This is a genomic window from Luteibacter sp. (genome assembly GCF_051958795.1).
Taxonomy (GTDB): Bacteria; Pseudomonadota; Gammaproteobacteria; order Xanthomonadales; family Rhodanobacteraceae; genus Luteibacter.
This window is the reverse complement of record NZ_JBQCFT010000391.1, coordinates 1-3,492: the sequence shown is the minus strand read 5'-3', so window position 1 is coordinate 3,492 and position 3,492 is coordinate 1. Positions and strand designations below refer to the sequence as shown.

The window sequence follows — 3,492 nt, the reverse complement described above, 5'->3', positions numbered from 1 at the left end:
AACTGCACCACGCGCGTGCGCGATGCCCTGGATTCCGCGCTCGGTGGCGTGCTCGATCGCCAGTGGCGCACCCAGCGCGGCGGCATGACCTACCGCGAACAAACCGCGCGCCTGATGAGCAACCAGGCGTGGCTGATGCTCGGCATGGACCTCGGCCTCGGCCCCTTCGCCGACCAACCGATGACATCGTGGCGCGAAGCCTTCCTCCCGATGGAGCTGGAAGCGCTGGTGCGTAAGGCGGAAGTGAATGGGCAGCCGCTGGTGCTCAAGGACGAGACGCTCGCCGAAGCCACGCTCGTCCCGCCGCCCGAAGAGGCCCCCGACCTGCGCTGGCCCCTGCTCATCGCCGGCATCGTCCTGGCCAGTCCGCTCGCCCTCCCCGCCATCACGCGCCATCGTGGCGCCCGCGGCGTCTTCGTGGCCGCGGGCACCCTCTTCACCGTGTTCACCGGCGTGGCGGGCCTGTTCATGCTGGGCCTGTGGACGCTGACCCTGCACCGTTCGGCCTGGGGCAACTTCAACCTGCTCGCCTACCAGCCGTTCGCTCTGCTGATCATCCCCGGCATCTGGCGCCTGCGCCGCGCGGGCCGGCCCCTGAGCCGGCTGGCCTCGCGCGTCACCGGCATCAGTTTCGCCGCGTGCGTGATCGGCCTGCTGCTGCACCTGTGGCCGGACTTCCCGCAGCGGAACATGCCCTGGCTGCTCTTCGCACTGCCCTGCTGGGCCGCGCTGTTCGCGAGCCTGTGCCGCCGGCACGACTGATCACTTCACCGGCAGGCCCAGCGCGCTGGCCACCAGCTTCTCCTTGCTGCTGAAGGCGTAACCACAGCCGGCCAGGTACTCGGTGCCCCACGCCTTGATCTTGTCGATATAAACGACACCCTCGTCGAAGCGCTGCTGGGTGATCACCTCGCCCTGGCTGGTGAACATGCACAGCATGTGCATCTTGTCGCCGCAGAGGCCGCTCTTCATCGCGAGGGAAGGGATGGCAGGTACGCGCAGCGCCGCTTTGCGGTACCAGCGATTGAAGGCGTAGGGCTGGCGATGCAGCGAGGTCACCGCATCGCGTTGCACCCAGTACGCCGCGGCCTCATGCGTGAACACGCGCATGCGGTACAGCTCGTACACCTTGCGGGTGATGGTGATCAGGGCTTCCACCGCGGAGAACGCCATCTCGGCGATCATGCCGGCAACGGCCGGCACAAGGCCCTCCATAGCCAGCACCGCGCCAGACTTCAGCACACCATACACATCGCCGGCGAGGCTGAGGTCCATCGCGCGCTTCACCCCATCGATGGTGCTGGTCGGCACACCCGGGACGAGGACCACCGCCTTGCCCCGCACATGCAGCGCGTAGCGATCGCTAGCCGCCTGCACTGCCTTGCGGAATCCGGCCACCGTATGCACCGAGTTGGCGAGGAACGGAGAGATCTCATCCATCAGCTTGTCGGCCAGATAGCTGCACACCGCCTCCTTGCCCCCGGGAATCATGTCCCACATCCGCGATACGTGCGTGGTCGTGCTGTCATCCAGGCCGTCCTCGGCCTGCCCGCACGCTGCGTTGGCGAGGGCATCGCCGGTTTCGCGCAGGGCCTTGGCAACCTCGGTGCGAACCGCCTCTTCCGACGCATTCCGGGCCGGCTGCTTCGCACCGATCGCCTCCGATCCGGTCTCACGCTGCGCGGGTTTGCCCTTCGCCTCACCCTTGCCGTTGAGGTCCAGCAATCCGTTCGTGGCGAAGCGGAACACACCTTCGTCGCATGCAAGGTGGGCGAAAAGGTAAAGGATACCGAGGCGCGATTTCAGCATGCTCTCGCTCATGAAATCCGGCATGCCCAGGCCTGCATCCGTGTCGCCGCTGCCCTCGATGGCCGCCATCAGCATCGAAATGGAGAGCTTCTTGTTGCGGTGGCTTTTCTTCCATGCACCGGCGCCATCGTTTCGGTCCTTGTAGCCGGTCCAGTCGTACACCGCGTTGCGCATGGTCGTCAGGGTGGCCTGTGAAGGCGCCTTCAGGTAGGCCTCCACGGCCTTGTCGAGCACCTTGAATTTCGCCTGCCCGGTGAGATCGGTCACCGCGGGCGGCAGGTAGGTGTCCTTGTTCCATGTGGCGTAATCGAATGGCAGTTTCGGCAGCACGGGGGTTGCTTGGGTCACGGGATCAGTCCTTGATGTGGGTCCTTGGGGCGGCTGGCCGGCGTGCCCGCAATTTCTTGCTCGTCACGAAACCACCGCTTTACGAAGGTATATAAAGGGCCCATGCACCCACATCGGCGCGCGCCCTAGCCGTTGCGTCGGCGCCCACCCACGCAACCGGGGCGATGCCTGACCCGGCGTTGCCGCCTGCCCCCGCCCACGGCATCATCCCCACCCATGGCTACCGTCCCCCTGATTCCCGAGCCCGCGTCTGTCGACCATGCCGGTGGCATGATCGTGAACTGCGTGGCTTACCGAACCAATGGCAAGCGCATTGGCGATATCTCCATCGAGGCCATCAGCGATGTGCTGAAGGAGCCCGATACCTTTGTCTGGGTCGGCCTGCACGAGCCCGATGAGGCCTTGCTGCTGAAACTGCAGGAGGAGTTCGACCTGCACGACCTGGCGATCGAGGATGCCCAGCTGGCCCACCAGCGCACCAAGATCGAGACCTACGGCGACTCGCTGTTCATCGTCGCGCAGACGGCGCAGCTCGTCGGGGGCAATATCGCCTTCGGTGAAACGCAGATCTTCCTCGGCCGCCGGTACTTCATGACGGTACGGCATGGTGCTTCGCTCTCCTACGCCCCCGCCCGCCACAGCTGCGAGCAGACGCCGGAACTCCTGGCGATGGGCCCGAGCTACGCGCTGTATGCGGTGCTCGATTTCATCGTGGATAACTTCCTGCCGATCGTGCGCGATTTCCGGCAGGAGCTGCATGAACTCGAGAACGATATCTTCGCCGAAACCTACAACCGCCAGACGATCAAGCGCCTGTACGACATGCAGCGCGAACTGATGACGCTGCGCCTCGCGGTGGCACCGCTGCAGGACATCGTGGCCCAGCTCACCCGCCTGCATCCGCACCTGATCCATGACGAACTGCGCGCTTACTTCCGCGATATCTACGACCACGTTTTCCGCGTCAACGAGTCCATTTCCGCCATGCGCGAAATGCTTGGCGCGGCCATCGGCGTGAACCTGGCGCTCGTGACGTTCGGCCAGAACGAGGTGATGAAAAAACTCGCCGGCTGGGCCGCCATGCTCGCCGCGCCGACGCTGATCACCAGCTGGTACGGCATGAACTTCGCGCACATGCCAGAGCTCGACAAGCCGTGGGCGTATCCCGCGATTTCCTGCCTGGTCGCGTGCATCGTGGGCGGCATCTTCATCATGTTGAAGAAGAACCGCTGGTTCTGAATTGCCTCCCACAAGACTTGCGTGGCGGTAGCGTTGACGCCTTGTGCGGGCTTATGCTCGGTGGAGCCTCCCTCCCCCGTGTAAAGGCCCCGGTTC

2 protein-coding genes and 1 pseudogene are annotated in these 3,492 nt (G+C 64.9%); 2 read left to right on the top strand and 1 reads right to left on the bottom strand.

Annotated elements, in window-relative coordinates; all coding sequences use genetic code 11:
* A pseudogene (locus ACTHLF_RS20520) lies at nucleotides 1-762 on the top strand (DUF4105 domain-containing protein); the annotation flags it as partial.
* On the opposite strand, the gene ACTHLF_RS20515 reads toward ACTHLF_RS20520, so the two are convergent.
* Nucleotides 763-2,157: a hypothetical protein gene (locus ACTHLF_RS20515; protein WP_440329974.1), complete on the bottom strand. Its 1,395-nt coding sequence runs from the start codon at nucleotides 2,155-2,157 to the stop codon at nucleotides 763-765. It lies immediately after the preceding pseudogene.
* Nucleotides 2,158-2,373: 216 nt separating this feature from the next.
* Here ACTHLF_RS20515 and ACTHLF_RS20510 point away from each other — a divergent pair, with 216 nt between their 5' ends.
* Nucleotides 2,374-3,396, top strand: a complete 1,023-nt coding sequence (locus tag ACTHLF_RS20510; protein WP_440329972.1) for a magnesium and cobalt transport protein CorA — start codon at nucleotides 2,374-2,376, stop codon at nucleotides 3,394-3,396.
* Nucleotides 3,397-3,492: the final 96 nt, after the last annotated feature.